The sequence below is a fragment of the Streptomyces sp. NPDC034670 genome (genome assembly GCF_055574875.1).
This window is the reverse complement of the sequence record NZ_JBVITR010000003.1, coordinates 242,262-262,535: the sequence shown is the minus strand read 5'-3', so window position 1 is coordinate 262,535 and position 20,274 is coordinate 242,262. Positions and strand designations below refer to the sequence as shown.

The 20,274-nt window shown below is 73.5% G+C and carries 18 protein-coding genes and 1 riboswitch; of the genes, 10 read left to right on the top strand and 8 right to left on the bottom strand.

Annotation, left to right across the window (positions count from 1 at the left end; translation table 11 throughout):
* Positions 1-88 precede the first annotated feature (88 nt).
* Together ACZ56B_RS03905 and ACZ56B_RS03900 are read right to left on the bottom strand one after the other, a co-directional pair.
* Positions 89-559, bottom strand: a complete 471-nt coding sequence (locus ACZ56B_RS03905) for a GNAT family N-acetyltransferase (RefSeq protein WP_468785912.1) — start codon at positions 557-559, stop codon at positions 89-91.
* A gap of 89 nt (positions 560-648) precedes the next feature.
* Positions 649-1,233, bottom strand: coding sequence for a flavin reductase family protein (locus ACZ56B_RS03900; protein ID WP_468785910.1), 585 nt, complete (start codon positions 1,231-1,233; stop codon positions 649-651).
* Positions 1,234-1,568: 335 nt separating this feature from the next.
* On the opposite strand from ACZ56B_RS03900, the gene cdgB reads away from it, so the two are divergent.
* Together cdgB and ACZ56B_RS03890 are read left to right on the top strand one after the other, a co-directional pair.
* On the top strand, positions 1,569-3,281 hold the full coding sequence (gene cdgB / locus ACZ56B_RS03895; protein ID WP_468785908.1) for a diguanylate cyclase CdgB: 1,713 nt from the start codon (positions 1,569-1,571) through the stop codon (positions 3,279-3,281).
* A 153-nt stretch (positions 3,282-3,434) separates the two neighbouring features.
* Positions 3,435-4,373, top strand: coding sequence for a carbohydrate-binding protein (locus tag ACZ56B_RS03890; protein ID WP_468785906.1), 939 nt, complete (start codon positions 3,435-3,437; stop codon positions 4,371-4,373).
* Between the two features lie 19 nt (positions 4,374-4,392).
* Here ACZ56B_RS03890 and ACZ56B_RS03885 read toward each other — a convergent pair whose 3' ends face one another.
* From ACZ56B_RS03885 to ACZ56B_RS03875, 3 genes are all read right to left on the bottom strand, one after another.
* On the bottom strand, positions 4,393-5,322 hold the full coding sequence (locus ACZ56B_RS03885) for a 1-phosphofructokinase family hexose kinase (RefSeq protein WP_468785904.1): 930 nt from the start codon (positions 5,320-5,322) through the stop codon (positions 4,393-4,395).
* 119 nt (positions 5,323-5,441) lie between these two features.
* A complete protein-coding gene (gene nagA, locus ACZ56B_RS03880) occupies positions 5,442-6,590 on the bottom strand; it encodes an N-acetylglucosamine-6-phosphate deacetylase (RefSeq protein ID WP_468785902.1) in 1,149 nt (382 codons plus the stop codon).
* The gene (locus ACZ56B_RS03875) at positions 6,590-7,522 is read right to left on the bottom strand and encodes an ROK family protein (RefSeq protein ID WP_468785934.1); all 933 of its coding nucleotides are present in this window, start codon (positions 7,520-7,522) and stop codon (positions 6,590-6,592) included. Before ACZ56B_RS03875 ends, nagA begins: the two co-directional genes overlap by 1 nt.
* A gap of 156 nt (positions 7,523-7,678) precedes the next feature.
* On the opposite strand from ACZ56B_RS03875, the gene ACZ56B_RS03870 reads away from it, so the two are divergent.
* Complete coding sequence (locus ACZ56B_RS03870) at positions 7,679-8,941, top strand: ABC transporter substrate-binding protein (RefSeq protein WP_468785900.1); 1,263 nt, start codon at positions 7,679-7,681, stop codon at positions 8,939-8,941.
* A gap of 58 nt (positions 8,942-8,999) precedes the next feature.
* Positions 9,000-9,233: a DUF3263 domain-containing protein gene (locus ACZ56B_RS03865; protein ID WP_468785898.1), complete on the top strand. Its 234-nt coding sequence runs from the start codon at positions 9,000-9,002 to the stop codon at positions 9,231-9,233.
* 612 nt (positions 9,234-9,845) lie between these two features.
* On the opposite strand, the gene otsB is transcribed toward ACZ56B_RS03865, so the two are convergent.
* Positions 9,846-10,760: a trehalose-phosphatase gene (otsB, locus tag ACZ56B_RS03860; protein WP_468785896.1), complete on the bottom strand. Its 915-nt coding sequence runs from the start codon at positions 10,758-10,760 to the stop codon at positions 9,846-9,848.
* Between the two features lie 83 nt (positions 10,761-10,843).
* On the bottom strand, positions 10,844-12,268 hold the full coding sequence (locus tag ACZ56B_RS03855) for an alpha,alpha-trehalose-phosphate synthase (UDP-forming) (RefSeq protein WP_468785894.1): 1,425 nt from the start codon (positions 12,266-12,268) through the stop codon (positions 10,844-10,846).
* Between the two features lie 145 nt (positions 12,269-12,413).
* On the opposite strand from ACZ56B_RS03855, the gene ACZ56B_RS03850 reads away from it, so the two are divergent.
* Positions 12,414-13,121 carry a hypothetical protein gene (locus ACZ56B_RS03850; protein ID WP_468785892.1) on the top strand — a complete coding sequence of 236 codons (708 nt, stop codon included), beginning with the start codon at positions 12,414-12,416 and terminating at the stop codon, positions 13,119-13,121.
* Positions 13,122-13,146: 25 nt separating this feature from the next.
* On the opposite strand, the gene ACZ56B_RS03845 is transcribed toward ACZ56B_RS03850, so the two are convergent.
* Positions 13,147-14,091, bottom strand: a complete 945-nt coding sequence (locus tag ACZ56B_RS03845) for a glucosyl-3-phosphoglycerate synthase (protein ID WP_468785890.1) — start codon at positions 14,089-14,091, stop codon at positions 13,147-13,149.
* 137 nt (positions 14,092-14,228) lie between these two features.
* A riboswitch (SAM riboswitch) is annotated at positions 14,229-14,376 on the top strand.
* Between the two features lie 18 nt (positions 14,377-14,394).
* Here ACZ56B_RS03845 and thrC point away from each other — a divergent pair.
* The 5 genes from thrC to ACZ56B_RS03820 all read left to right on the top strand — a co-directional run bounded on the left by thrC (position 14,395) and on the right by ACZ56B_RS03820 (position 20,139).
* The gene (thrC, locus tag ACZ56B_RS03840) at positions 14,395-15,690 is read left to right on the top strand and encodes a threonine synthase (protein ID WP_468785888.1); all 1,296 of its coding nucleotides are present in this window, start codon (positions 14,395-14,397) and stop codon (positions 15,688-15,690) included.
* Positions 15,687-15,962, top strand: a complete 276-nt coding sequence (locus tag ACZ56B_RS03835; protein ID WP_468785886.1) for a MoaD/ThiS family protein — start codon at positions 15,687-15,689, stop codon at positions 15,960-15,962. Before thrC ends, ACZ56B_RS03835 begins: the two co-directional genes overlap by 4 nt.
* 430 nt (positions 15,963-16,392) lie before the next feature.
* Positions 16,393-16,596 (top strand): cold-shock protein, encoded by a 204-nt coding sequence (locus tag ACZ56B_RS03830; protein ID WP_004986573.1) that lies wholly within the window; start codon positions 16,393-16,395, stop codon positions 16,594-16,596.
* A gap of 494 nt (positions 16,597-17,090) precedes the next feature.
* Positions 17,091-18,713 carry a chaperonin GroEL gene (gene groL, locus ACZ56B_RS03825; RefSeq protein WP_468785884.1) on the top strand — a complete coding sequence of 541 codons (1,623 nt, stop codon included), beginning with the start codon at positions 17,091-17,093 and terminating at the stop codon, positions 18,711-18,713.
* Positions 18,714-19,005: 292 nt separating this feature from the next.
* The gene (locus ACZ56B_RS03820; RefSeq protein WP_468785882.1) at positions 19,006-20,139 is read left to right on the top strand and encodes an NADH:flavin oxidoreductase; all 1,134 of its coding nucleotides are present in this window, start codon (positions 19,006-19,008) and stop codon (positions 20,137-20,139) included.
* Positions 20,140-20,274 lie beyond the last annotated feature (135 nt).

The window sequence follows — 20,274 nt, the reverse complement described above, 5'->3', positions numbered from 1 at the left end:
GCCGACGAATCCCCTTGAGGACAGCCAGACGGCGTCGGTCAGTCCATGAGTCAGACCCACCCGGAGAAGCCACCACACATCCTCACTGTCAGTCCAGCTCCAGCACGCCCACCGTCTCGCCCTCGACGACCTCGCCGGTCCTGCGGAAGCCCAGGCGCAGGTAGAAGCCCTCGGGGCCGTTGTCGCCGGGTTCCCAGGTGACGTGGAACGCGGTCGCGCCGCGGCGGCGGAGTTCCGCGGCCACCGCCTCCACGGCGAAGCGGCCGTACCCCTTGCCCTGCTCGCCGGCGGCGATGTTCAGCCGCCACAGGCCGGAGCGGACCACGCTGCCGCCGTCCTCGTGCCAGTCGGCGTCGAGGAAGGCCATCAGGAAGCCGACCGCGCGATCGCCGTCCACGATCAGCCGGGGCCAGGCGGTACCGGGGTGGACGTAGGCCTCGGCGAGGGACTTCGCCACCGGCGCGACCGCGTGTTCCTGGTCGGGGCGGACCCGTATGCCGAGGGCGGCGTCGAGGTTCTTCGCGGTGATCTCTTCGAGACGGGGCGCGGTCGTCGTCATTCGGGCACCCTAAGCGCGGAAATCCCGGCCGGTAAAAGGGATTTCGCGCCGGGAAGGACCGGGAAGGACGGGAAACCGGCGTCCGGCGTTCAGCCCAACTGCCGGTAACGGCCGCGGAAATACATCAGCGGCCCCCCGTCCGCGCTCGGCAGCCGGGCGGTCAGGACGCGGCCGATCACCAGGGTGTGGTCCCCGGCGGTCACCCGCTGCTCGGTGCGGCACTCCAGGGTCGCCAGCGCGCCGCCCACCAGCGGCGCCCCGGTGCGCTCGCCCCGGACGTACGGGATGTCCTCGAAGAGGAGGCGGTCGCTGAGGCGGCCCCGCATCGCGAAGCGGCCCGCGATGTGCCGCTGGCTCTCGGACAGCACGGACACCGCCCACAGGGGCTGTTCGTCGAGCAGGTCGTCCATGCGGGAGCCCTCGCGCAGGCTGACCAGCACCAGCGGCGGGTCCAGGGAGACCGACAGGAACGCGGTGGCCGTCATGCCGGCGTCCTCGCCGGCCGGTGCCCGCGGGTCGTCCGGGTCCAGCGGCGGCTCCTGCGCGGTCACCAGGACCACACCGGAGGCCAGCCGGGACATGGCGGCGCGGAACTCGTCGTTGCTCACCCCCTCAGCATGCCGGGCGGCGGGCGCGGAGGTGATCGCGGAGGGGGCGGCTGGAGTGTTCGGCACGTCTGCAACGCTAATCTCCGCCGCACGGCCCTCGCATCGGGCCCCGGCCCGAGCGGGGACCTAGGACCAACGGCCGACCCGGGGCGCGAGCCGTGGGCAACCGCCGCAAAGACCCTGTTCGGCGCAGTTCGGCGCACGCACGGGAAACTGCGGAAAGGCCGCGCAATTGTTCACGTTTGGCTGTGACTTGAGTCACAAGGGACGGGAATTGTTGACCCTGTGTACCGAGTGAGCAGCGCGCTGTGATTCAGTGGCGGGAAGCTGCCGGGGCACCATCGGGAAAGGCGCCGAAGAGAACCCTTGATTCACTCCGAGGTCTCGGGGGGAGGGCGAGCATGGAGGCCGAGTCGGAACCCTACGTCCGTCTTGCGTCCCTGCGACAACTGCACCAGGTCATGGCCGCGTTGAACACGGCCCGCAGCCTGGCGGACACGTTGCAGACGGTCGCCGACGGCGTCGTGGAAGCCCTCGGGTACGAGCTGGCCTGCGTCAACCTCGTGCGCCCCGACGGCGACCTGGTCGTCGCCGCCTTCGCCGGCAACCCCGCCGCCGAGGCCCTCATCACGGGCCGGGTCGGCTCGCGCGAGTCCTGGGAGCGCCGCCTGACCATGGGCGAGCGCTGGGGCGACCTGATCTTCATACCGCACACCGAGGGCTGGGTCCTCGACGACGACGACGTCCCGCAGTGGTACACCGACGGGCCCGCGCCCCGCTTCGAGGACGAGTGGCACCCCTCCGACCGCCTCTTCGCCCCGATGTACGCGCCCGGCCCGCAGGGCGGCGGCACCTCCGGCGAGCTGCTCGGGGTGCTCTCCGTGGACCGCCCGCGCAACGGCCGCCGGCCCGGCGCCTGGGGCCGCGAGGCGCTCCAGATGTACGCCTTCCAGGCCGCCATCGCCATCAGCAACGCGCGTCTACGTGCCAACATGCAGCGCGCCCTGGTCCGTCTGGAGCGCGAGCAGCAGGCGCTGCGCGCCAGTGAGGAAAGCTTCCGGCAGGCCTTCGAGTACGCCCCCTCCGGCATGGCCATCGCCGAGATGGGCGGCGACCAGCACGGCCGGATCCTGCGCACCAACGACGCCCTGTGCCGGCTGCTCGGCCGCCCCGCCTCCGCGATGCGCCGCTACGCCTTCTCCGACCTCGTCCACCCCGAGGACATAGGCACCCTGCTGCGCACCTCCGCCGAGGGCGGGCGCGCCGAGCTGCGCCTGGCCCGCCGCGACGGGACGTACGTCTGGGTGTCCCTGCGCAACTCCGTCGTCGCCGACGCCGCCGACGGGCCCCGCTTCCTGCTCACCCACGTCGAGGACATCGAGGAGCGCAAGCGCCGCGAGCTCCAGCTCGCCCACCGCGCCTCCCACGACTCCCTCACCGGCCTGCCGAACTCCGCCGAACTGCGCGCCCGGCTCTCCTCCCGGCTGTGCCGGCAGCCGCCGCAGGTCGTGCCCGCCGCCGTCGGCTCCCCGCACCCCTACGAGTCCTTCGACTCCTTCGACTCCTACGAGTTCCACGACTCCCGGGACGCCGCCCAGGGCCCGCCCGTCTTCGACCGCGGTCACGACTTCGACTTCCCGCCCGACGCCGACGCGTACGACGGCTACGACCACCACGTGCACACCGTCGCCCCCGCCGGGGAGTCCGACGACGGCACCAAGGGGCTCGCGGTGCTCTTCTGCGACCTCGACGGCTTCAAGTCGATCAACGACCGGTTCGGGCACAACGCGGGTGACGCGGTGCTCATCGAGGTCGCCCGCCGGCTCAGCAACGGCGTCCGCGACGGCGACACCGTCGCCCGGCTCGGCGGCGACGAGTTCGTGATCCTCGCCGACGGGCTCGGCCGGGCCGACGCCCAGGACCTCGCCGTGCGGCTGCGCAACGAGATCATCCAGCCCATCCGGGCCGAGGGCCGGGCCGTGCGGGTCGGGGCCAGCTTCGGCATCGGATGGGCCCACTGCGGCATGACGGCGGACGAGGTGCTGAAGTCCGCCGACGAGCGGATGTACATCGAGAAACGATCTCGCCCCAAACAGCACAGGCGTGCCGGGTGAACCGCAGGTCGATGGGATGATGCGGTCGGTGGACCCCGTTCGGGTCGCCGGGTGAGGGTCCCCCCGTTCGAGTGAATCCGGGAAGGGGGCGAGGTAGGCTCGCCATTCTCACCACTCGTACCGCATCCGACCCGCACCTAGGAGCACCAAGGGATGACGCCCGGCAACAACGGCGCGAGCACGCCCGAGGACGACGACCCGTTCGGCTACCTCTACGCCGACGGCCAGGCCAACGGGGCCCAGCCGCCGTCCGGGGGCTACGGCTACCCGAACTCGGTCAACCGGGTGCGGCCGGTCGGGACCCGCCAGTACGGGCAGCAGGGGCCCGCCCCCCAGGCACCGCCGCAGCAGGGCGCCTACGGCCGGCCGAACGCGCACTACGCCGCCCCGGAGACGCTGCCCGGCGCCGCCACCGTCCAGTCGCCGCAGCCGGGCCGGGGCCACGGCGGCGGCGGCCGGGGCCGCGGCCCGAACACCAAGGGCCTGCTCATCGGCGCGATCGCGGTGGTCGCCGCAGTCGTGATCGGCATCGGCGTGGCCATGGTCAGCGGTGACGACGACGACAAGGGCGGCGACGGCCAGGCGGACGCGACGCCGACCCAGTCCCAGACCAGCGAGCCCAGCCCGACGGCGAGCAGCAGCGCCGAGGAGGAGAAGGTCGAGCTGCCGGTGATCGACGCGAAGGCGCTGCGCCTGGGCGGCTCCGCCGCCCTCGCGTCGGACGTCGAGGGCGCGCAGTCCGACGGCGGCATCTACGTGACCGGCCTCAACCAGCCGGGCGCCTCGGTCACCTGGACGGTCAACGGCATCCCGGAGGACGGCGCCTATACCGTCTTCGTCCGCTACAGCACCACCGACGAGCCCCAGTCGATGACGCTCACCGTCAACGGCAAGGAGTTCGGTTCCAAGCTGAACATGGACAACTTCGCCCGCGCCAAGGAGGGCGACTTCTCCAAGGGCTGGACCCAGACCTTCGCCTGGCCCACTCTCAACAAGGGCACCAACACGATCTCGGTCTCCTGCAACGACGGCGACAAGTGCAACGTCCTGCTGGACCAGCTGTGGCTGAAGGAAGGCCAGGTCAAGAAGTAGCGCGGTCGGCGGGCCGGCCTCAGGCCGCGCTCGCCTCCGCCGTCACCGCGACGCGGCCCCGCAGGTCCTCGTAGGCCGCCCGGTCGAACTCGCCGGCCGCCGGGGACAGCACCGTCGCCGCCGACAGGGCGACCGCGCGGGTCAGCCGCTCCGGCCACGGCAGGCGGTCCACCAGGCCCGACAGCAGGCCCGCGACCAGGGAGTCGCCGGCGCCCGTGGGGTTGCCGCGCAGGCGGGCCGGCGGAGCGGCGCGCCAGTGGCCCTCGGGGGTCACCGCGAGGACGCCCTGGGGGCCCAGGGAGGCGACCACCGTGCCGGCGCCGCGGCGCCGGGCGTCCTGGGTGGCCCGCAGCGGCTCGTGGGAGCCGGTGAGCTCGGCCAGTTCCCCGGCGTTCGGCTTGAGGACGTCGGGACGCCCGGCGACCCCGCGGCGCAGCGCCGCCCCGCTGGTGTCCAGCAGGACCGGCACCCCGGCCGCCCGGGCGGTGCGGGTCAGTGAGGCGTAGGCGCCGACCGGGACGCCCGGGGGCAGGCTGCCGCACAGGGCCACCGCCGAGGCGGACGCCAGCAGGTCCTCGTACGCCTTCTGGAAGGCGGACCACTCGGCGTGGCCGATCGTCGGGCCGGGCTCGTTGAGCTGGGTGGTCCCCCCGGAGCGCTCGTCGACCACGGCGACGGTGCGCCGGGTGGTGCCGGACACCGCCACCAGCGCGTCCCGCACGCCCGGCACCCCGGCGAGCCGGTCCCGCAGGACCCGGCCCGTCGTGCCGCCCGCGAAGCCGGTGACCGTCACCCCGTGGCCGAGGGCCGCGAGCACCCGGGCCACGTTGATCCCCTTGCCGCCGGGGCGTTCCGTCACCTCGGAGACCCGGTGGGAGGCGTGCGGACGCAGGGACGGCACGCGGTAGGTGATGTCGAGAGCGGTGTTCAGCGTGACGGTGAGGATCACCGGGCCGGCCCCCCCTTTTTCGCGTGCTCCTGCCGTGTGCTCCGGGGGCACGATCATGCCAAAGAGACGGCGGCGGGCCCACCCCCGGGACCGGCCGCCGGCCCCGACCCGGGGACGAATCAGGCCAGTTGGGGAGCGACCACCCAGGCGCCCCGGCGCATCACGCCCCGGAGGGCGAAGTCCGCGTCCAGGACCACCAGGTCGGCGTCCTTCCCGGGCTCCAGGGAACCGATCCGGTCGTCCATGCCCAGCAGGCGCGCCGGGTTCGCGGAGAGGGCCGCGACCGCGTCCTCCACCGGCAGCCCGTCGACCGTGACCGCCCGCTGGAAGGCGCGGTCCAGGGTGAGCGTCGAGCCCGCGATGGAGCCGCCCTCCACCAGCCGGGCCACGCCGTCCGCGACCTCCACCTCCAGCGGGCCGAGCATGTAGCGGCCGTCGCCGAAGCCGGCCGCGTCCATCGCGTCCGTGATGAACGCCACCCGTCCGGCGCCCGCGTGGCGGAACGCGAGCCGGAGCGCGGCCGGGTGCAGGTGCGTGCCGTCGTTGATCAGCTCGACCGTGACCCGCTCGTCCTCCAGGAGGGCCGTGATGGGGCCGGGGGCGCGGTGACCGAGGGGCGGCATCGCGTTGAAGAGGTGGGTGGCGACCGTGGCCCCGGCCTCGATGGCCCGCACGGTCTGCTCGTAGGTGGCGTCCGTGTGGCCGACGGCCGCGATCACGCCGTGCTCGGCCAGCAGGCGCACCGAGTCGATGCCGCCGGGCAGTTCGGTGGCGAGCGTGACCATCTTCGCGTGCCCGCGCGCCGCGTCGACGAGTTTGCGCACCTCCGCCGGGTCCGGGTCGCGCAGCAGCTTCTCGGAGTGCGCGCCCTTGCGGCACGGCGAGATGAACGGCCCCTCGAAGTGGATGCCCGCGATCTCGCCCTGCTCGGCCAGCTCGGACAGCAGCCCGGCGCGCCGGGCGAGGAAGTCCAGGTCGCCGGTGACGGTGGAGGCGACCAGGGTGGTGGTGCCGTGCAGCCGGTGGGTGCGGACGCCCCGCAGGACGTCGTCGACCGTCCCGGAGGTGAAGGACGCCCCGCCGCCGCCGTGGTTGTGGAGGTCGACGAAGCCGGGGACCAGCCAGTGGCCGGACAGGTCGATCGTCTCGGCGTCCCCGGGAGGGTCCCCCGCGGCGATCCGCGTGCCGTCGACGAGCACGCGGCCGTCGTCCACGGTCCCGGTGGGCAGGACCACCCGGGCGCCGGTGAGAACCTTGGTGGGGGCCATCAGGCGGTTACCTCCGAGGGGGCTGGAAGGACCGGGGGGTCCGAGGGGGCGGCGGTTTCGAGGAGGTCCCAGGCGAGGAGTCCCGCGCCCAGGCACCCGGCGGTGTCCCCGAGCGCCGCGGGGACCAGGGACGGGGGCTTCTGGAAGGTGAGCCGCCGCCGGACGGCCTCCCGCAGTGGCGCGAACAACGTCTCCCCGGCCTCGGCCAGCCCGCCACCGATGATCAGTGTGCGCGGGTCCAGCAGGGTGTGCACGGTGACCAGCCCGTCGGCCAGCGCGTCCACCGCCTCCTGCCACACCGCGCGGGCCCGGGCGTCCCCGGCCGCGACGGCCTGCGCGCAGTCCGCCGCGTCCGCGCCGGGGTCGCCGCAGACCGCCGCCCACGCCTCGCTCACCGCCGACGCGGACGCGAACCGCTCCAGGCAGCCGCGCCGGCCGCACGGGCACCGGGCGCCCCCGGGCCGCACGACGATGTGGCCGATCTCGCCCGCGAGGCCGTGCGCGCCCGCCTCCACCCGGCCGTCGATGCCGATGGCGCTCGCGATGCCGGTGCCCAGCGGCACGAACAGGAAGCGGTCGGTGCCCCGGCCCGCCCCGAGCCGGCCCTCGGCCAGCCCGCCGGCGCGCACGTCGTGGCCAAGGGCGACGGGGACGCCGCCGAGCCGCTCGGCGAGCCGGGCGCGCAGCGGGACGTCGCGCCAGCCGAGGTTGGCCGCGTAGACGGCGACGCCCTCCGCCTCGTCGAGGATCCCGGGGACGGCGACGCCGGCGGCGCGGGCGGGTTCGCCGTAGTGCTCGACGCCGTGGGCGCGCAGTTCGGCGGCGAAGTCGAGGATGCCCGCGACGACGGCGTCCGGGCCGCGTTCGCGGCCGGTGGCCCGGCGGGCCCGGTGCAGCAGCGCGCCGTCCGCCCCGACCAGGGCGGCCTTCATCCCGGTGCCGCCCACGTCGAGGGCGATGACATGTCTCACGGGAACAGTGTGGACCGGGGACCCGGGAGAGGTCTAGTCCACTGGTGTGGTGTAGACCTTATTCCGATTATCGGAATTCAGTGGGACGGCGCGGGGCGCCGGGTAGGGGCAGGAAGAGTGCAGCGGCGGCTCAGGACAAGGGTGATCGCGGCGGTGTCCGCGCTGGGACTGACGGGGGTCCTCGGCGGATGCGGCGACGACTCCTCCGGGGTGACCCTGAGACTGGTCGCCGCCGACTACGGCAACAGCGCGGCCACCAGCTCCGAGAAGTACTGGGCCGACCTGGTCGAGCGGTACGAGGCCGACCACCCCGGCGTGAAGATCGACGTCAGCGTCCACTCCTGGACCGACGTCGACCGCGAGGTCAAGGAGATGGTCGCCGCGGGCGACCCGCCGGACCTGGCGCAGATCGGCGCGTACGCCGACTACGCGGCCGACGACCTGCTCTACAAGGTGGACGACCTGCTCTCCATCCCCGTGCAGGCGGACTTCCTCTCCCAGCTCGCCTCGGCGGGCCAGGTCAACGGCATCCAGTACGGCATGCCCTTCGCCGCCTCCACGCGCGTGCTGTTCTACAACGAGAAGCTGTTCGACGAGGCCGGCCTCACCCCGCCGACCACCTGGGACGAGCTCGCCGAGAACGCCGAGGCGCTCCGGGCCGAGGGCGTGAAGTACCCCTACGCGCTGCCGCTCGGCCCGGAGGAGGCGCAGGCCGAGACCCTGCAGTGGCTGCTCAGCGGCGAGGGCGGCTACACCGACATGACGGGCACGTACGCCCTCGACTCCGCGGAGAACGTCGAGACCTTCAACTGGCTGAAGAACGAGCTGGTCGGCAAGGGCCTGACCGGCCCGGTCGCGCCCGGGAAGCTCGACCGGGCGGACGCGTTCGCCGCGTTCGCCGCCGGTGACGTCGGCATGCTCAACGGCCATCCCACCCTGATGGAGATGGCCGAGGCGAAGGGCGTGGACTTCGGCATGGTGCCCGCGCCGACGTCCGACGGCGAGAGCCGGCCCACGCTCGGTGTCGCCGACTGGATGATGGCCTTCAAGGAGAACGGCCACCGCGACGAGATCGGCGACTTCCTCGACTTCGTCTACAGCGAGAAGAACGTGCTCGACTTCTCCCGCGAGTACGACCTGCTGCCGGTCACCGGCTCCGCGTCCCGGGCGATGAGCGCGTCCGCGCAGGACAAGCACCTCAAGCCCTTCCTGGACCAGCTGCCGACCTCGGAGCTCTACCCGGTCGGCACCACCTCCTGGGCGACGGTCAGCTCGGAGATCAAGAAGGAGATCGGCAAGGCGGTCGCCCCGGGCGGCAGCCCGGCGGGCGTCCTGGGCGGGATCCAGGCGACGGCCGCGCGGGCGGAGAGCGCGGGGTAGGCCCCGCGGGGCCCGGGCGGCGGCACCGGTGTCAGTGCCGGGGACTACGGTGCGGGGCATGGACGAGGAACGGCTGGAGCGGCGCGAGCGGGACGTCCTCGCGCTGGAGCGCCGCGGCTTCTCCGGCCCCGGCGCGAAGGAACGGGCGATACGCGAGGAACTGGGCCTGGCCCCGGTGCGCTACTACCAGCTCCTCAACGCCCTGCTCGACGACCCGCGCGCCCTGGCCCACGACCCGGTGACGGTCAACCGCCTGCGCCGCGTCCGGGAGGCCCGCCGCGCGCAGCGCTGACCGCGGCTCCCGGGCGCGACGCCGACGGGCGGCCCGCACCGCGCGTCCGCGCGGCGCGGGCGACCGGTCCCGCGGCGGCACCCGGCGCGGACCCCGCGGTCCGGTCACCGGGGCCGGTCCCCGTGGCGCGCCTTCGGCGGCGCGGGCCCGCGAAGTCCTTCCGGCGGGTTCCTCTCCCGGCCCCGCCCCGGACCGCGGTGCGGGCGCCGTCCCGGGTGCCCGCCCGGTCCCGGAGCGTCCCGCCGTCCCGGACGCCCCGCTTCCGGGGGCGGCCGGGGGCGTCTGCCCGCGCCGGTCCGCGTCCGACGCCGACCGGGGAGCGGGCCGGCATCGCCGGCCGGCCGCCGGAACAACAGGCCGCCGGCGCCGTCGGCCGCCGCACGGCCGGACCGCTTCGGGTCGCCCGGTGGCCGGGGTGCGGTGTCCGGGGGAGCGGAGTCGCCGTTGCCCGGCCGCCGGGACAGCCGGCCGCCGCACGGCCGGACCGCTTCGGGCCGTCCGCTGCCCGGCCGGACCGTTTCGGACCGTCCGCCGCCCGGCTGCCACGGCCGCCCGGCTGCCACGCCCCGGCCGGATCGGGGCCGGCCGGGGCGTGACGGCCGCCCGGTGGTTTCAGCCGATCCGTGCCGCCAGCGAGCGGAGCAGTTCCACCACCCCCGCCGGACCGTCGACCACCAGGTCCGAGCGTTCCCGCAGCTCGGCGACCTCGTCGCTGCCGCTGCACACCAGCAGGCCGGGGACGCCGTCGGAGCGGAGCTTGTCGACGGCGGCGTAGGCGGGGAGGTCGCCCAGGTCGTCACCGGCGTACAGGACCGAGCCAGCACCGATCTCACGGGCGTACTCCAGCAGGGCGACGCCCTTGTCCATGCCGGGCGGACGCAGCTCCAGGACCATGCGGCCCGGCTCGACGATCAGGCCGTGCCGGGCGGCGAGGCCGGTCAGCGGCTCGCGCAGCGCCTCGAAGGCGGCCTGGGGGTCGGAGGCCCTGCGGGTGTGGACGGCCACCGCCCGGCCCTTCTCCTCGATCCAGGTGCCCCGCCACGCGCCGACCCGGTCGAGCAGCCCCGGCAGTTCCGCGCGGACGGCGGCGACGCCGGGGTGCGGGGCGGGCGCGGTGACCGTGCCGGTCGCCGCGTCCCAGCGCTCGGCCCCGTAGTGGCCGAGGACGACGAGGCGCTCCAGACCGGGCGCTCCCGCGAAGCCGCCGTGCCGCACGGCCACGCCGGGGGGCCGCCCGGTGACGACCGCGACGGCCGCCACCCGCGGGGCGAGCGCGGCGAGCGCGGGCACCGCGCCGGGGTGCGCGCGGGCCCGGTCCGGATCGGGCACGATCGGCGCGAGCGTCCCGTCGAAGTCCAGGGCGATCAGCGCCCTCTCCGGCCGCGCGAGGAGCGCGTCCAGTCCTTCCCGCCCGGCCCGCGTGGCGGGCGCCGGCAGGCCGTCGGCGGTACCGGGGTCCGTGGAGTCCGGGCCCGTGGCCTTCGGCTCCGTCGTGTTCGGGTCCGTGGAATCCGTGTGGCTGCCCATGCCGCCAACCTATCCACGTCCCGGCGCCCGTACGCCTGCGCGACCGGCCGTGCCGGTGAGCCGACCCGTCCGGCCGCCCCCGGTCAGCCGGACGCCGGCCCGTCCCGCAGCGCGTTCAGCTGGTCCAGGAACCACTGCGCCGGCGGCAGCGCGGTCGCCGCCGCGGCCAGGCGCTTGCTGCGCTCGGTCCGCTCCGCCGGGCCCATGGTCAGGGCCTCGTGCAGGGCGCGCGCCGTGTCGACGACGTCGTACGGGTTGACGGTGAGCGCGTCCTCGCCCAGCTCCTCGTGGGCGCCCGCCTCCCGCGACAGCACCAGCGCGCAGCCCGTGTCGGAGACGACCGGCACCTCCTTGGCGACCAGGTTCATGCCGTCGCGGACGGGGTTGACCAGGGCCACGTCCGCCATCCGGTACGCGGCCAGCGAGCGTGCGAAGTCGTCCTCGACGTGCAGCACGACCGGCCGCCAGCCCGGCGTCCCGTACCGCTCGTTGATCTCCCCGGCGACCCGCTGCACCTCGGCGGTGTAGTCGCGGTACACGGCGAGGTCCTGCCGGGAGGGGTAGGCGAAGGCGACGTGCACGACCCGTTCGCGCCACTCGGGGCGGTCCTCGAGGAGCAGCCGGTACGCCAGCAGGCCGCGCACGATGTTCTTCGACAGCTCGGTCCGGTCGACCCGCACGATCGTCCTGCGCGCGCCGCCGCCGGGAGCCGCGCCGATCTCCTCCCGCAGCGCGGCCATCCGCTCCTTCACGTCCGCCTCGCGGGACCGGGCGCGCAGGAAGTCCGCGTCGGCCCCCAGCCCGTGCACGCCGATCCGGGTGTTCCCGAGGCCGCCCGCGAACCGCTCGCAGCACGCGGTGAACGCGTCCGCCCAGCGGTGGGTGAGGAAGCCCAGCCGGTCGGCGCCCAGCATCCCGCGCAGCACCTGCCCGGCGATGTCGTCGGGCAGCATCCGGAAGTACTCCGGCGGCGCCCACGGCGTGTGCGAGAAGTGACCGATCCGCAGGTCGGGGCGGAGCTCGCGGAGCATCCCGGGGACCAGCGTCAGGTGGTAGTCCTGCACCAGCACCGCCGCCCCCGGCGCCGCCTCCTCGGCCAGCGCCTCGGCGAAGGCCCGGTTGTACGTCTCGTAGGACGCCCACTGCCACCGGAACTCCGCGTCGAAGACCGGCTCCAGCGGGGTCTGGTACAGCATGTGGTGCACGAACCACAGCACCGAGTTGGCGATCCCGTTGTACGCGTCGGCGTGCACGTCCGCCGGGACGTCCAGCATCCGCACGCCGTCCTCGCCGACCCCGCGCCGCACGGCCTCGCGGTCGCCGTCGGACAGCGCCGAGCACACCCACAGCGCCCCCGCCTCCGGACCGATCGCCGACAGCCCGGACACCAGTCCGCCGCCGCCCCGTCTGGCCCGCAGCGAGCCGTCCCCGTCCACCGTGTACGAGACGGGGCCGCGGTTCGACGCGACCAGCACCTGAGCACCCTGAACAGCCTGCGTGGAAGCCATACGCCTCAACCTAGCCCCACCTCGGAAACCTCAAACGTGCCGGTGCGTCACCTCCGGGGCGATCCGCGCCGCACCCCTTGTGGTGAAGATGTGAAAAGCCTGAAGATATGCGGTGCGCATTTCAACTTTTCGGGGGGTGGATGCCATGCGCACACGCATGCGCGGATCCGTCGGCGCGGCGGCGCTGGCCGGGGCCTTCGCACTGGCCCTGGCGGGCTGCGGCGACGCGGGCGGCGACACGGGGGCGGGGGGACGGCCCGCGGCGGTCACCGCGACGCAGGGCGGCGCCGGTCCCGCGCCCGGGGCGTCCGACGGCACGCGGGCCCCGGCCGCCACCCCCACGCCGACCCCGACCCCCACGCCGACTCCCACGCCGACCCCGACGCCGACCCCCGTCACGCTGCCGGACTTCACCGGCCGCAGCATCGGGTCGGCCGTCATCACGGCCAGGAAGGACGGCGTCGACTACACCGTCCGGCTCCAGGGCACCGGACGGACGGCCTCCTCCTGGGACACGGCGGAGAAGGTCTGCGAGCAGACCGGCGGTTCCGGCGGCGTGACGTTCACCGTCGCCCGGGACGGCCGCGACTGCGCCGGGCGCCCGCTGCGCCCGGAGCCGACCCCGCCCCCGAAGTCGGTGCCGCCGGAGCCGGCGCCGACTTCGGGGGGCTCCGGCGGTGCCGGGACGGGCGTCTGCGAGATCACCAGCCCCGCGGGCAACTGCTACGCCGACGGCCAGTTCTGCGCCGCCCGGCACCGCGGCCTGAGCACCCACGGCCGCGGCGGCGAGTACCTGACCTGTGCGCGGGACTCCGCCGGCCGCTGGCGCTGGTCGGACGGCGTCCCCGGCTGACGCGGGGGCCCGCGGCCCCGGAGGGTCAGGCCACCCTGCGCGCCCGGTACTCCGGGATCTCCGCCATGGGCGGCCGCTCCTCCGTGTCCACCGGGTGCGTACGGGGGGCGAAGGTGCTCCCGATCCGCTCGAACTGGGTGAGCGCGGGGCGGACCAGGTGGCCGCGGGCCAGCCGGAGCTGGGCGGTGCGGTAGATCGCGGCGGCCATGCGGCCGAGGGCCTGGCCGTCCTGGTGGCGGTGGTGGCGGACCCCGACGTCGACCTGGGCGAGGGCGTCCAGGCCGACCAGGTGCAGGGCGTCGACCAGCATGCCGAGCTCCACGCCGTAGCCGACGGGGAAGGGGAGCCGCTCCAGCAGGGAGCGGCGGGCCGCGTACTCGCCGCCCAGCGGCTGGACGAAACCGGCCAGCCGCGGCCAGTGCAGGTTGAGCAGCGGGCGGGCCATCAGCTCCGTGACCCGGCCGCCCTGGCCGGCCGCGGAGCCCAGGGGGCGGTCGTACATGGCCTTGACCAACTGCAGGTCCGGTTCGGTGAGCAGCGGGCCGACGATGCCGGAGACGAAGTCGGAGGAGAACTCGCGCAGGTCCGCGTCGACGAAGCAGACGATGTCGCCGCGGGTGACGAGCAGGGAGCGCCACAGCACCTCGCCCTTGCCGGGCACGGCCGGTATGCGGGGCAGGATCGTGTCCCGGTGCACCACCCGCGCGCCCGCCGCCGCCGCCTTCTGGGACGTGCGGTCGGTCGAGCCCGAGTCGACCACCACGACCTCGTCGACCAGGGGGACCCGGAGCACCAGGTCGCGCCGGATCACGGACACGATCTCGCCGACCGTCGCCTCCTCGTTGAGCGCGGGCAGCACCACGCTCACCGTCCGGCCCGTGGCGCGTTTGGCCGCCAGGACCTGGTGCAGCGGTCGGTCGGTCACGGACCAGGAGCGTTCGCTCAGCCAGCGCTCGACTTCTTCCAGCACGGTCCCGGCTCCTCACTGGCCTGTGATCCGTCTCGCGGTTCGGACGGGCTGTCTCGACCACCCAGGCCTTCGGTTACAGTCTTGAGCAACGTGGACGGCCCTCGCATGTCGGGGTCGTCGCGCGGACAACTGAACACCGCTCATCCAGAGGGGCAGAGGGACACGGCCCGATGAAGCCCCGGCAACCCTCCAGTCGGTTCTTGTCACACGGACGTGGCGAGGCTCCCGGCTAGGGAAGGTGCCAAATCCGTCTCACGGCGAGATGCGTCGTGAGGAAGATGAGGAGAAAGGGCCTCGCCTCACATGGCTGTGCAGACCGTTGCAAGCACCACCGACTCCGCCGCCGCGAACTCCGTCGACCTGGGCTCCGCCGCCGCGCTCTCCTGCCGCGAATGCGGCCACCGCGTGCCCCTCGGCCCCGTCTTCGCCTGCGAGGAGTGTTTCGGCCCGCTGGAGATCGCCTACGACTTCTCGGGCCTGGACGCCGGGGAACTGCGCAAGCGGATCGAGGCGGGCCCCGCGAACATCTGGCGCTACGCGCCGCTGCTGCCCGTCCCCGCCGACGTGGCGACCAAGCCGAACCTCAACCCCGGCTGGACCGCGCTGGTCAAGGCCGACAACCTCGCCCGTGAACTCGGCGTCACCGGCGGCCTGTACGTCAAGGACGACTCCGGCAACCCGACGCACTCCTTCAAGGACCGCGTCGTCGCCCAGGCCCTGGAGGCCGCCCGCGCCTTCGGCTTCACCACCCTGTCCTGCTCCTCCACCGGCAACCTGGCCGGCGCGGTCGGCGCCGCCGCCGCGCGGGCCGGCCTGCGCTCCTGCGTGTTCATCCCGCACGACCTGGAGCAGGGGAAGGTCGTCATGGCCGCCGTCTACGGCGGGGAACTCGTCGGCATCGAGGGCAACTACGACGACGTGAACCGCTTCTGCTCCGAGCTGATCGGCGACCCGGCCGGCGAGGGCTGGGGCTTCGTCAACGTCAACCTGCGGCCGTACTACGCGGAGGGCTCCAAGACCCTGGCGTACGAGATCTGCGAGCAGCTCGGCTGGCGGCTGCCCGACCAGATCGTCGTCCCCATCGCCTCCGGCTCGCAGCTCACGAAGATCGACAAGGGTCTGCGGGAGCTGATCGGGCTCGGGCTGGTGGAGGACCGGCCGTACAAGATCTTCGGTGCGCAGGCCGAGGGCTGCTCGCCGGTGTCGGCCGCCTACAAGGCGGGCCACGACGTCGTGCGGCCGCAGAAGCCGGACACCATCGCCAAGTCGCTCGCCATCGGCAACCCCGCCGACGGCCCGTACGTCCTGGACATCGCACGCCGGACGGGCGGCGCCGTGGAGGACGTGACGGACGGCCAGATCGTGGACGCCATCAGGCTGCTCGCCCGCACCGAGGGCATCTTCGCCGAGACGGCGGGCGGCGTCACGGTCGGCGTGACGAAGAAGCTCGTCGACGACGGCGTGCTCGACCCGGCCCTGACCACCGTCGTGCTCAACACCGGTGACGGCCTGAAGACGCTGGACGCGGTGGCCGGCACCGGGCTCACCGCGACCATCCGCCCCAACCTGGAGTCGTTCCGAGAGGCAGGCCTCGCATGAGCGTGACCGTCCGCATCCCGACCATCCTGCGCACCTACACCGGCGGCCGGGCCGAGGTGAGCGCCGAGGGCGCGACCCTCGCCGAGGTCATCGAGGACCTGGAGAAGAACCACACCGGGATCGCCGCCCGGGTCCTGGACGACCAGGGCAGGCTGCGCCGCTTCGTCAACGTCTACGTCGACGACGACGACGTGCGCTTCGAGCAGGGCCTCGGGACCCCCACCCCGGACGGCGCGGGCGTGTCCATCATTCCGGCGGTCGCCGGGGGCTGATCATTACCGTCGGTAATCCCGGTTACCGAGCGTCCATCACATGGCCCCCTCCGTGAGAGATGCGGAGGGGGCTATTCCATGGGATTGAGCACGGTAGAGTTGGGGAACGCGGATCCGATCCCTCGATCGGGAACCTTTGATTCCTGCCGTACGCCCGACTGGATGTAGCCAAAGTGCGGGCGCCTTTCGCGGCATTTGCCCCTGATGTGCGGCCCGACTTGCCCTGAAACCAGATGAATTCTCGCCATATCCCGGGCTCGTGGCGTCCAGATTTCTCGTCCGATTGACCTGTTGCAGACGGCAGTTGGGCAGATACATTCAGCCGCGGTCGACGCGTTCCGGCGCACGCCCCCAACCGTTGGGGGGTGAGGTATGACCCGGATCCGCGAAGTGTGGATCTGTGCAAGGGCCAGTAATAGGGGAGTTAGGCATGGCTCAGGGCACCGTCAAGTGGTTCAACGCGGAGAAGGGGTACGGCTTCATCGCGGTCGACGGTGGTGCGGATGTTTTCGTCCACTACAGCGCGATCCAGATGGACGGCTACCGCACCCTGGAAGAGGGCCAGCGGGTCGAGTTCGAGATCTCGCAGGGCCAGAAGGGCCCACAGGCCGACATGGTTCGCGTCACTGCCTGAACGCGCTACCAGCCGCAGGAATCTTCTGCCGGCGAAGGGCCCGTGCCTCCCGGGGCACGGGCCCTTCGCCATGCCCGGCCGGGGTGCGCGCCGTGCCCGGACGAGCGTGGGTGTGCGCCGCGCCCGGACGGGGCGTGCGCCGTGCGCGGGCGAGCCCGGGCGTGCGCCGCGCTCGCCCGGGCGCGTGTTCGCGGACGGCCGAGCCGCCTTCCGGCCCCTGCGGCCACCTCTCGCGCCCGCGGCCGCCCGCGCCCGTCCGTCACCCGACCACCACCTCTCATCGAGCCCGCTTCGCGAGCGCGCCTTGCACTCGGAGGGGTCGAGTGCTAATCATTGGCGTTAGCACTCTGAAGGTGAGAGTGACAACGTAAGGACCGGGTCGGTGAGGCCCGCGGGCCGGGTGGGGCAAGGAACCACGAGGCCGGCGAGCCGTCCGTCGCGGGCGCGGGCGCGGTCCGAAGGAATCACCCCCAGTCCTGGAGGGACCACTTCACATGGCCAAGATCATCGCGTTCGACGAGGAGGCGCGGCGCGGCCTCGAGCGCGGCATGAACCAGCTCGCGGACGCCGTCAAGGTGACCCTCGGCCCCAAGGGCCGCAACGTCGTCCTCGAGAAGAAGTGGGGCGCCCCCACGATCACCAACGACGGTGTCTCCATCGCCAAGGAGATCGAGCTCGAGGACCCGTACGAGAAGATCGGCGCCGAGCTGGTCAAGGAAGTCGCCAAGAAGACGGACGACGTCGCCGGTGACGGTACGACCACCGCGACCGTCCTCGCCCAGGCCCTGGTCAAGGAGGGCCTGCGCAACGTCGCCGCCGGCGCCAACCCGATGGCCCTGAAGCGCGGCATCGAGAAGGCCGTCGAGGCCGTCTCCGCCGCCCTGCTCGAGCAGGCGAAGGACGTCGAGACCAAGGAGCAGATCGCCTCCACGGCCTCCATCTCCGCCGCCGACACCCAGATCGGCGAGCTCATCGCCGAGGCCATGGACAAGGTCGGCAAGGAAGGCGTCATCACCGTCGAGGAGTCCCAGACCTTCGGTCTGGAGCTGGAGCTCACCGAGGGCATGCGCTTCGACAAGGGCTACATCTCGGCGTACTTCGCCACCGACATGGAGCGTATGGAGGCCGTCCTCGACGACCCGTACATCCTGATCGCCAACTCCAAGATCTCCAACGTCAAGGACCTGCTCCCGCTCCTGGAGAAGGTCATGCAGTCGGGCAAGCCGCTGCTGATCATCGCCGAGGACGTCGAGGGCGAGGCCCTGTCGACCCTGGTCGTCAACAAGATCCGCGGCACCTTCAAGTCCGTCGCCGTCAAGGCCCCGGGCTTCGGCGACCGCCGCAAGGCCATGCTCGGCGACATCGCCATCCTCACGGGCGGCGAGGTCATCTCCGAGGAGGTCGGCCTCAAGCTGGAGAACGCCACGCTCGACCTCCTGGGCAAGGCCCGCAAGGTCGTCATCACCAAGGACGAGACCACCATCGTCGACGGTGCCGGCTCCGCCGACCAGGTCCAGGGCCGCGTGAACCAGATCCGCGCCGAGATCGAGAACAGCGACTCCGACTACGACCGCGAGAAGCTGCAGGAGCGCCTGGCGAAGCTCGCCGGCGGTGTCGCGGTCATCAAGGCCGGTGCCGCCACCGAGGTGGAGCTCAAGGAGCGCAAGCACCGCATCGAGGACGCCGTCCGCAACGCCAAGGCGGCCGTCGAGGAGGGCATCGTCGCCGGTGGTGGCGTGGCCCTGCTGCAGGCCTCCCAGGTCTTCGAGAAGCTGGAGCTCGAGGGTGACGAGGCGACCGGCGCCAACGCCGTGCGCATCGCCCTGGAGGCCCCGCTGAAGCAGATCGCCGTCAACGCCGGCCTCGAGGGCGGCGTCGTGGTGGAGAAGGTGCGCAACCTGACCCCGGGCCACGGCCTGAACGCCGCGACCGGCGACTACGTCGACCTGGTCAAGGAAGGCATCATCGACCCGGCCAAGGTGACGCGCTCCGCGCTGCAGAACGCCGCGTCGATCGCCGCGCTGTTCCTCACCACCGAGGCCGTCATCGCCGACAAGCCGGAGAAGGCCGCGGCCCCGGCCGGCGGCGGCATGCCGGGCGGTGACATGGACTTCTGATCCTCCCGAGGATCAGAACCGTCCGACGCGTGACCGAGGGCGGCACTCCCCGTGCACCGGGGGGTGCCGCCCTCGTGCGTGTCCGGTCGGTCCCGTCCGCCCCCCCCGGCGAACCGGGGCTCCCGCGAACCCCGTTCCCGCTGAAGCGTGTTGACGACAGGTCAGAAGCGGGTATGACGTGCGCCACCCGGGAGGGAGGGCGGGAATGCCCGTGGCGGGCGGACCGGTTGCCCGTACAGCACAGATTCCATGCGTGTGCACATACTGACCGGTATCTCCTGGAGGAGCCCCCGTGACCGTCACCACCGCCTCCGAAACGGCCTCCCGCGCGGCCCGGATCCTGTCCCGCCCGGCCGTGATCAACGGCCTGACCGTCCCGAACCGCATCGTCATGGCGCCGATGACCCGGCAGTTCTCGCCGGGCGGCGTCCCGGGGGAGGACGTCGCGTCGTACTACTCCCGCCGTGCGGCCGCCGGGGTCGGGCTGATCGTCACCGAGGGGACGTACGTCGGCCACCCCTCCGCGGGGCAGAGCGACCGGGTGCCCCGCTTCCACGGGGAGGAGCAGCTCGCGGGCTGGGCGAGGGTCGCCGAGGCGGTGCACGCGGCCGGCGGCACGATCATGCCGCAGCTGTGGCACATCGGCACGGTGCGCCGGGCGGGGGAGCCGCCGTTCCCGGACGCCCCGGTCGTCGGGCCGTCCGGGCTGCGGACCGACGGCAGCGAGGGCGGCCGGGCCATGACCCGGCGGGACATCGACGAGGTGATCGGCGCCTTCGCCGAGGCCGCCGCCGCGGCCGAGCGGATCGGCTTCGACGGGGTGGAGCTGCACGGCGCCCACGGCTACCTCATCGACCAGTTCCTGTGGGCCGGCACCAACCGCCGCACCGACGCCTACGGCGGCGACCCGGTGGCCCGGACGAAGTTCGCGGCGGAGGTCGTCGCCGCCGTGCGGGAGGCGGTGTCCCCGGACTTCCCGGTGGTCTTCCGGTACTCGCAGTGGAAGCAGGACGCCTACCGCGCCCGCCTCGCCGACACCCCCCAGGAGCTGGAGGCGATCCTCACCCCGCTCGCCGCGGCCGGTGTCGACGCCTTCCACGCCTCCACGCGCCGCTACTGGCTCCCCGAGTTCGAGGGCGCCGACCTCAACCTGGCCGGCTGGACGAGGAAGCTGACCGGCCGGCCCGCCGTCACCGTCGGGTCGGTGGGCCTCGACGACGGCGACTTCACCAGGACGTTCCGCGGCGAGGGGGCGGGGGTGAGCAGCCTCGACAACCTGCTCGACCGGATGGAGCGCGACGAGTTCGACCTCGTGGCCGTGGGCCGGGCCCTGCTCCAGGACCCGCACTGGGCGGCCAAGGTGCTCGAGGGCCGCTTCGGCGAACTCGCGCCCTACGACGCCGCGGCGCTCACGTCCCTGAGCTGAAGGCGCCGCGAAGGCCCCGGGGGCCCCGGGACCGGCCACCGCGTCCCGGGGGGGGGGGGGGGGGGGGGGGGGGGGGGGGGGGGGGGGGGGGGGAGGGGGGGGGGGGGGAGGGGGTGTGGGGGTGTGGTTGGTTTG

Coding starts and splice junctions, on each gene's coding strand:
- groL (WP_468785884.1), top strand. CDS start 17,091: ATGGCCAAGATCATCGCGTTCGACGAGGAGGCGCGGCGCGGCCTCGAG.
- ACZ56B_RS03890 (WP_468785906.1), top strand. CDS start 3,435: ATGACGCCCGGCAACAACGGCGCGAGCACGCCCGAGGACGACGACCCG.
- ACZ56B_RS03855 (WP_468785894.1), bottom strand. CDS start 12,268: ATGGCTTCCACGCAGGCTGTTCAGGGTGCTCAGGTGCTGGTCGCGTCG.
- ACZ56B_RS03865 (WP_468785898.1), top strand. CDS start 9,000: ATGGACGAGGAACGGCTGGAGCGGCGCGAGCGGGACGTCCTCGCGCTG.
- ACZ56B_RS03835 (WP_468785886.1), top strand. CDS start 15,687: ATGAGCGTGACCGTCCGCATCCCGACCATCCTGCGCACCTACACCGGC.
- otsB (WP_468785896.1), bottom strand. CDS start 10,760: ATGGGCAGCCACACGGATTCCACGGACCCGAACACGACGGAGCCGAAG.
- ACZ56B_RS03905 (WP_468785912.1), bottom strand. CDS start 559: ATGACGACGACCGCGCCCCGTCTCGAAGAGATCACCGCGAAGAACCTC.
- ACZ56B_RS03850 (WP_468785892.1), top strand. CDS start 12,414: ATGCGCACACGCATGCGCGGATCCGTCGGCGCGGCGGCGCTGGCCGGG.
- nagA (WP_468785902.1), bottom strand. CDS start 6,590: ATGGCCCCCACCAAGGTTCTCACCGGCGCCCGGGTGGTCCTGCCCACC.
- ACZ56B_RS03875 (WP_468785934.1), bottom strand. CDS start 7,522: ATGAAGGCCGCCCTGGTCGGGGCGGACGGCGCGCTGCTGCACCGGGCC.
- ACZ56B_RS03830 (WP_004986573.1), top strand. CDS start 16,393: ATGGCTCAGGGCACCGTCAAGTGGTTCAACGCGGAGAAGGGGTACGGC.
- cdgB (WP_468785908.1), top strand. CDS start 1,569: ATGGAGGCCGAGTCGGAACCCTACGTCCGTCTTGCGTCCCTGCGACAA.
- thrC (WP_468785888.1), top strand. CDS start 14,395: ATGGCTGTGCAGACCGTTGCAAGCACCACCGACTCCGCCGCCGCGAAC.